The organism is Arthrobacter sp. Br18, assembly GCF_000520555.1.
Lineage (GTDB): Bacteria > Actinomycetota > Actinomycetes > Actinomycetales > Micrococcaceae > Arthrobacter_D.
This window is the reverse complement of sequence record NZ_KI914849.1, coordinates 1-6,864: the sequence shown is the minus strand read 5'-3', so window position 1 is coordinate 6,864 and position 6,864 is coordinate 1. Positions and strand designations below refer to the sequence as shown.

The following is a 6,864-nucleotide window of genomic DNA, read 5'->3' as shown; positions in this document are numbered from 1 at the left end:
TGAGCCGGCTCTTTACTGCCTGCTACGCGCCCTCGACGCTGGGCTCGTTCCTGCGCTCCTTCACCTTCGGGCACGTCCGGCAGCTGGACGCGGTCGCCTCACGCTTCCTGGCAGGTCTTTCGGCTCGGGCCTCGCTGCTGGGAACGCCCCGGGGCGGTGACTTCGTGTTCGTGGATGTCGATGACACGATCATCGAGGTCCACGGCTACGCCAAACAGGGCTCCGGCTACGGATACTCCGGGGTCCGCGGGCTGAATGCGCTGCTGGCCACCGCCTCGACGAAGGACACGGCCCCGGTAATGGCCGCCCAGCGGCTGCGCAAGGGAGCGGCGAACTCCGCCCGCGGAGCCAAACGCCTGATCACCGACGCCCTGTCCACCCTCAAACGCCTCCACGCCGGAGGGCAGAGCCGCGGGCGGGTGCTCTGCCTCCCGCAAAAAGACCGAGCAGATCACCGGCCGGCTGGTCGTGCGCCGGAGGTATCGGTGACCGTGCGGATGGACCCGGCAGTCAAACGCGCTATCGCCACGATCCCCGAAACGGCGTGGACCACGATCGAGTACACCGACGCGGTGTCCGACGAGAACACCAACACCTGGGTCTCCCGGGCCGAGGTCGCTGAAGTCCCGTTCACCGCGTTCTCCTCCCGGAAGACAACCGAACAGATCACCGGTCGACTCATCGTGCGCCGGATTCCGGAACTGAACCCGAAAGCCGGCGACGGGCAGTCAACCCTGTTCACCACGCATCGGCACCACGCCTTCTTCACCACTGTGGACGCCCAGGTCCTGGACACGGTCACCGCGGATAAAACCCACCGCCAACACGCCATCATCGAGCAAGTCAACGCCGATCTGAAGGACAGCGCCCTGGCCCACCTGCCCTCCGGTGTTTTCGCGGCGAACTCGGCCTGGCTGGTCGCTGCGGTCATCGCCTATAACCTCACCCGCGCCGCCGGGCTCCTCGCCGCGGGCCCCTTCGGCAAGGCCCGGACCGGCACGATCCGCCGCAAACTCATCAACGTCCCGGCCAGGATCGCCACCAGCGCCCGGAAAATCCGCCTTCATCTGCCCGAGTCCTGGCCCTGGCAAACCAGGTGGGAAAAACTCTTCACCAGCGTCCACGCCCCGCCGCAACCGGCCTGAACCCTGTCCACCAGCCCGAAACGGCACAACCAGGACCACCAGTGGAACACCCAACGGCAGCAAGGCCGGCGATCCGCCATGCCCGAGACCAGAATCCGCGCCCGACACCAAAATCCATCAGGACCAACAGCGCATCGGTGGATCAAGGCTAAGTCCTGCGTCATCGTCATCTCCGGGGCTCCTGAAACATCTGAGCCTATGCTAGGCGCTCGTGGTGGACAGGATCGAAGCCTGATCAGCGGCGGCGGCAATCAACATCGCGTACGCACGTCCGCTGTCCTTGATGGTCCGCTCAAAGGTGTCGTAGTCCACCCGGACGATGCCGAACCGTTTTCCATACCCCCAGGACCACTCGAAGTTGTCGAGCAGCGACCACACGAAGTAGCCCCGCACGTCGGCACCCTGGTCGATGGCTTCCCCGACGGAGGCGATGTGGTCGAGCACGAACTGGGTGCGCTCCGCATCGTGGACCGCGCCGTCGCTGCTGACGACGTCGTCGTACGCCGCACCGTTCTCGGTGATGTAGAGCGGGGGCAGGGCGGGGTACTCCTCGCCGAGGCGGAGAAGGAGTTTCCGGAGGCCGTCCGGATTGACCTCCCAGTCCATGGCGGTGCGCGGCAGGCCGCGGCTCGGGAAGGCGATGTCCTCGGAGCCGATCCAGCACGACGACGCCGGCCGCTCGGCTCCACCGGAGTGGCCGTCCCTGCCTTCGTCGACGGGATGTCCGCTGACGAGGTCGTCGTGGTAGTGGTTCACGCCCAGGAAGTCGAGGGGAGTGCCGATGATCTGGAGGTCGCCGGGCTGGATGACGTCGCGGATGCCGAACTGCTCGAGGTCGGCGAGGGTGTCCTCGGGATAGGCGCCGCGCAGGATCGGGTCGAGGAAGACGCGGTTCTGCAGGGAATCGAACCGGCGTGCAGCATCGAGGTCGATGGGGGCCGAGGCGTCGCGGGGAATCGCGTTGCTGAGGTTCAGCGTGATGCCGAGGTGGGAGGCGCCGCGGAAGCGCAGCTCGTTGACAGCGAGACCGTGGGCGAGGTGCTGGTGGTGGATGGCGGCGACGGCGGCGCGTGGGTCCTGCCGACCGGGAGCGTGCACACCTGCCGCATAGCCGAGCAGCGACGAGCAGAACGGCTCGTTGAACGTGGTCCAGTGCTGGACGCGGTCGCCGAGTGCCGAGTACACGTCAGTGGCGTACTCGACGAACCGGTAGGCGGTGTCCCGGTTTGCCCAGCCGCCCTTCTCCTCGAGCGACTGCGGCAGGTCCCAGTGGTAGAGCGTGAGCCAGGGGAGGATGCCGGCCTCCAGCAGCTCATCGACGAGGCGTGAGTAGAAGTCCAGGCCCTGCGCATTCGCCGTGCGGTCACCCGGCCGTACACGGGCCCAACTGGTGGAGAAACGATAGGACCCGAGCCCCAGCTCATTCATGATCCGGACGTCCTCCGGCATCCGGTTATAGTGCTGGACGGCATCCTTGAGGTTGTCGCCGCTCGCGATGGCACCGGGGACGCGGGCGAAGGTGTCCCAGACGGAGTCCTCCTTGCCGCCGTCGTGACTTGCTCCTTCAACCTGCGCTGCGGCGGTCGCGGACCCCCAGAGGAACCCCTCGGGCCAGGTCCTGTTGGATATTGTGTCGTGTGGCATTAGCACTTCACTGCTCCTTGCATGATTCCGGATATGAGTTGTTTGCCTGCAATGGCGAAAAGCACCAGCAGGGGAAGTGTTGCCAGGACAGCGCCGGCGAGGACGATCGAGTAATCGACGTACCGTGCTGACTGTAGCTGGCTGAGCGCCGTCTGGAGGGTCGGGTTGCCGGCGTCGAGGACGAGCAGCGGCCACAGGAAGTCCGTCCACGCCGTCATGAACGTGAACAGTCCGAGGATCGCCATGGCAGGGCGTGCGGCGGGGAGCGCGACGTGCCAGAAGGTCGAGATCATGGAGGCACCGTCCATGCGGGCGGATTCGATGAGCTCGTCGGGGATGACGTCCACGAGGTACTGCCGCATGAAGAACACACCGAAGGCCGTCACGAGGGTGGGGATGATGACGGCGCCGATCTCGCCGGTCCAGCCCAGCGTGCGCATGAGCATGAACAGCGGGATGATGCCGAGCTGCGTGGAAATGGCCATCGTGGCGATGACGGCGACCATCAGGCCGTTCCGGCCCTTGAACCGCAGCTTCGCGAACGAGTATCCCGCCAGGGTGGAGAACGTGACCACCGACAGTGTGATGACGCCGGAGATGAGGACGCTGTTCCCGAGGGCGAGCCAGAACGGGATGGTGTCGAAGGCTTCCCCCACGTTGGTCCAGAAGTTGCCGCCGGGGAGGAGCGGCGGCCAGGTCTGGCCGAGGGCCTCATTGGAGCGGCTGCCGATGATCAGCGACCACCTCAGCGGGTAGGCACTGGCGAGGAAGAAGGCGAACAGCAGCCCGTAGGTGAGAAAGCCCGGACGTCGACCGTTGCCGAAGAGGCGTTTGCGGGCGGCGAGGGTACGGGCTTCCCTGGTGGGCTTGCGTGGTCCGCTCGGGGTGGTTGCCGGTGGTCGATTCTCGATGACGGTCATTGCCCGCTCCTCGGGGGTGTTGCTGCTGCATTCGGGGCCGGATCAGTGGGTGAATTCGTCGTTCGCCCGGTTGTCGGAGCGGGCGGCTGGAATCCGACGCTCGGACTGACCACGGCGGGAACGACGGCGGTCTGCCTGCGTCTGCTGTCGGGCCCGTTTCGCGCCTTCCTGCTGGTCCCTTTTTCAGGCTGATCGCCAGGCAATGGTCCGGGGTTTTTGTCGCGTGTGCGGCCGGGTTTTCGTCCCCTGGGGCGCCTGTCCGACGTCGTCGCGATCCGGCGTGAGATCAGGTAGTTTCCGAGGCCGAACAGGATGATGATGAGGAACAGTAGCCAGGCGATCGTTGATGCCTTGCCGAAGTTCTGCCGCTGGAACGCCATCTCCCAGAGATAGAGCACCGTGGTCTGGAACTGCCGCTGGGTGCCGCCGGCCGCTACGGGGTCGAAGAGTCGGGGTTCCGTGAAGATCTGGAGTCCTCCGATGGTCGCCGTGACGATCACGAACACCATGGTGGGCCGGATGCTCGGCAGCGTGATGCTGAAGAACCGGCGGAACGGGCCGGCGCCGTCAATCGCGGCGGACTCGTAGATGTCACGCGGTACTGCCTGCATCGCCGCGAGCAGGATGAGCGCGTTGTAGCCGGTCCATCGCCAATTCACCATGGTGGCGATCGCGATGTGGCTGGGCAGCGTCTCGTTCTTCCACATAACCGGGTCGATTCCGAAGCTTCCGAGGATGTTGTTGATCAGCCCGTCCTGCTCACCGAACATGTTCGTGAAGATCATCGCCACCGCTACGGGCGTGACGACGTAGGGCAGGAGGATGCTCATGCGCCAGAACGTCCTGGCCCGTAGGTTCTGGTCCAGCACCGCCGCGATGGCGACGGCGACCGCGAGCTGCGGAATGCTCGAGAGCAGGAAGATGCTCATGGTGTTGAACAGCGAGTTCCAGAAGAAGCGGTCCTGCAGCACTTCGGTGAAGTTCCGCAGGCCCACGAACTCGCCCTGGCCCTTGAGCAGGTGCCAGTCGAAGAGCGAGACGAAGAAGGTATACCCGAGGGGGAAGAGCCCGACGACGGCGAAGAGGATGAAGAAGGGCGCGATGTAGAGGTAGGGGGAGGCCTTCACGTCGAAGACGTTGAGGCGCTGCCTGAGGGTGGGTTTCGGTTTGGGGGCGGCTGCCGTGGCTGTCGGGCGGTGCAGGGTGGTGGTCATGATTCGTCTCGCACTCCGTGAGGGGGTCTCCGGTGGATGCCGGAGACCCCGTGGCCGGTGCTGCTAGTTGTTGACGACGAGGTCGTCGAGGAGCGTGATCGCTTCGTCCCAGGCTTCATCAGCCGTTGCGGTTTCTGCATCGAGGCGCTTCAGCGGCGGCAGGAAGACGTTCTCCTGAATGACTGAATCGTCCGGGCCCTTGAACTGCGCGATAACACCCTCGGCGCGGGAGGCGAGGCCGACGCCGGTGGGTGCGTCGTTGAAGAGCTCGTTGGGGTGGCGTCGGCAACCAGCTTCTCCTGGGCTGCGAGGGTGCTGGGGAAATTGTTCGCTGCTGCTGACTGCTTGACCTGCTGTTCGGGAGCAGTCAGCCAGGCTGCGAGCGTTGCCGCCTCGGCGGGATGCTCGGAGTTCGAGAATCCTGCTGCTCCGGTTTCGCAATTCGCGGCGCCGGATAGTTCGACGATTTCCTCCGCAGCATTCGTAGCACCCATGGGTGGGCGGGATTCTGCAGAACCTCACCGCTCGTCGTAGAGGAGCTGCTCCTGGACTGCCGCCTCTACCTGCCAATACTTGTTCCTCCGCGGACTTCGACCCGGGTCAAGGTACTTCGGCGGACTGAACCAGGGGATGCCGTGCCTCGATTCGACTGTCCAGTTTCCTTCATGGATCACGTGATGATGGCGTGAACAAAGAAGGACACCGTCGCTGATGTTCGTTGTTCCGCCCTTGGCCCATGGAACAACGTGGTGGGCTTCGCACCAGGTTGCAGGGATCGAGCAGTCGGGGAATGCGCAGCCCTTGTCCCTTGCAACAAGGCCGCGGCGCATATGCGCAGGGAAGAGCCGCTGGGCCCGCCCGATGTCGAGAATCTGACCCTTCCCGCCGAGCACCAGCGGGATGATGTCGGCATCGCAGGCCAACTTACGGATGCTCCGTGCGCTCATCTGCTGGCCGAATACGGCATGGCCGGCACGTTCCATCTCGCCCACGAGGTCCAAATAGCTGATGGTCACCATGACCTGGGGCCGATGCCCGCCTGCCGCAGGAAGGCCGTCTGTCGACAGGGCGATCCTGCATGCCGCTACCAGACCATCCAGCAGGCTCTGTGGCCGCGTGGGGCGGTCGGGATCGGCGTCGGAATCACCGTCCGACAGGTCGTAGCCTCCGCTTGAGGATCCTGTACCACTCGCTAGGCGGTTGCCGGCGTCACCAGCACTTATTCTCACGGCCACATCATCAGTGGAGTTCCCGCCGCCATCTGAATCCTCGTGGTTCCCGGTGGTGCCGGTCTTTCCCCTCGGATTGGTCGCAGTGTTCATGACGGTGACCAGGTGCTCGAACTGCTCGTCGGTGGCGCCGATTTCCAGGAAATGCAGACCGTTGCGCCTGCCCTTGAGGAAGACGCCCTGCCGTGCCTTGAGGACCTTTTCCGTGGGCTCCTGCCCGTCCTGATCCAGCACACCCTCCCAGCGTCGCGCGAGCACCCGCAGGAGGTCCTCATCTGAGTCCACTGCCTGCCGCGTGAGGTGGTTCTCCATCGAATCGAGTTGCATCGGCGTTGCGAAGGACTGCACCCGCTGTACTGCCTCATGAATGATCGAAACGGCACGTCCACTGACCGCGCCCGAGCCCGCCGCATCGCCCAGGGCACTCATCGGAGCGGGAGTGGCAGCCCCGCACCCGGCAACGTCAGGCAGGATGTTCGCCGCGAGCCTCAGCCTGCGGTTCGCTTCGCTGCGGCTGATGCCGAGTTTGGCTCGCAGATAATCAGCACAGGTCTTGAATTCGGGTAGCGCGGAGGCGTTGTTTCGCTCTTCCGCACCTCCAGACGTATTTCCGTCTGCATCCCCGGAAGTTGCCCCTTGGGCCTCATCCAGAATGCTTTGCTCTGCCCGTGCGAGAAGCGATCCGGAGGCCTGCCGCTCTCCAGTGGCGGGC

6 protein-coding genes are annotated in these 6,864 nt (G+C 64.9%); 1 reads left to right on the top strand and 5 read right to left on the bottom strand.

Annotated features, from left to right (window positions below; genetic code table 11):
- On the top strand, nt 1-1,145 hold a 1,145-nt coding region (locus tag Y704_RS18955), incomplete at its 5' end, for an IS1380 family transposase (RefSeq protein WP_035771631.1).
- A gap of 201 nt (nt 1,146-1,346) precedes the next feature.
- Here the strand turns inward: Y704_RS18955 and Y704_RS0104475 are convergent.
- The 5 genes from Y704_RS0104475 to Y704_RS18945 all read right to left on the bottom strand — a co-directional run.
- The gene (locus Y704_RS0104475) at nt 1,347-2,789 is read right to left on the bottom strand and encodes a GH1 family beta-glucosidase (protein ID WP_026549218.1); all 1,443 of its coding nucleotides are present in this window, start codon (nt 2,787-2,789) and stop codon (nt 1,347-1,349) included.
- Nucleotides 2,789-3,709: a carbohydrate ABC transporter permease gene (locus Y704_RS0104470; RefSeq protein ID WP_026549217.1), complete on the bottom strand. Its 921-nt coding sequence runs from the start codon at nt 3,707-3,709 to the stop codon at nt 2,789-2,791. Before Y704_RS0104470 ends, Y704_RS0104475 begins: the two co-directional genes overlap by 1 nt.
- Complete coding sequence (locus Y704_RS18950; RefSeq protein WP_253904228.1) at nt 3,706-4,923, bottom strand: carbohydrate ABC transporter permease; 1,218 nt, start codon at nt 4,921-4,923, stop codon at nt 3,706-3,708. Before Y704_RS18950 ends, Y704_RS0104470 begins: the two co-directional genes overlap by 4 nt.
- 63 nt (nt 4,924-4,986) lie before the next feature.
- Nucleotides 4,987-5,364 carry a hypothetical protein gene (locus Y704_RS0104460; RefSeq protein WP_026549216.1) on the bottom strand — a complete coding sequence of 126 codons (378 nt, stop codon included), beginning with the start codon at nt 5,362-5,364 and terminating at the stop codon, nt 4,987-4,989.
- Between the two features lie 77 nt (nt 5,365-5,441).
- Nucleotides 5,442-6,864 (bottom strand): HNH endonuclease signature motif containing protein (locus Y704_RS18945; protein ID WP_155850211.1); only part of this gene is annotated, 1,423 nt, incomplete at its 5' end.

What these genes read in the sequence shown, in the direction of transcription:
- Y704_RS0104475 (WP_026549218.1), bottom strand. Translation starts at nt 2,789, where the DNA reads ATGCCACACGACACAATATCCAACAGGACCTGGCCCGAGGGGTTCCTC.
- Y704_RS0104470 (WP_026549217.1), bottom strand. Translation starts at nt 3,709, where the DNA reads ATGACCGTCATCGAGAATCGACCACCGGCAACCACCCCGAGCGGACCA.
- Y704_RS18950 (WP_253904228.1), bottom strand. Translation starts at nt 4,923, where the DNA reads ATGACCACCACCCTGCACCGCCCGACAGCCACGGCAGCCGCCCCCAAA.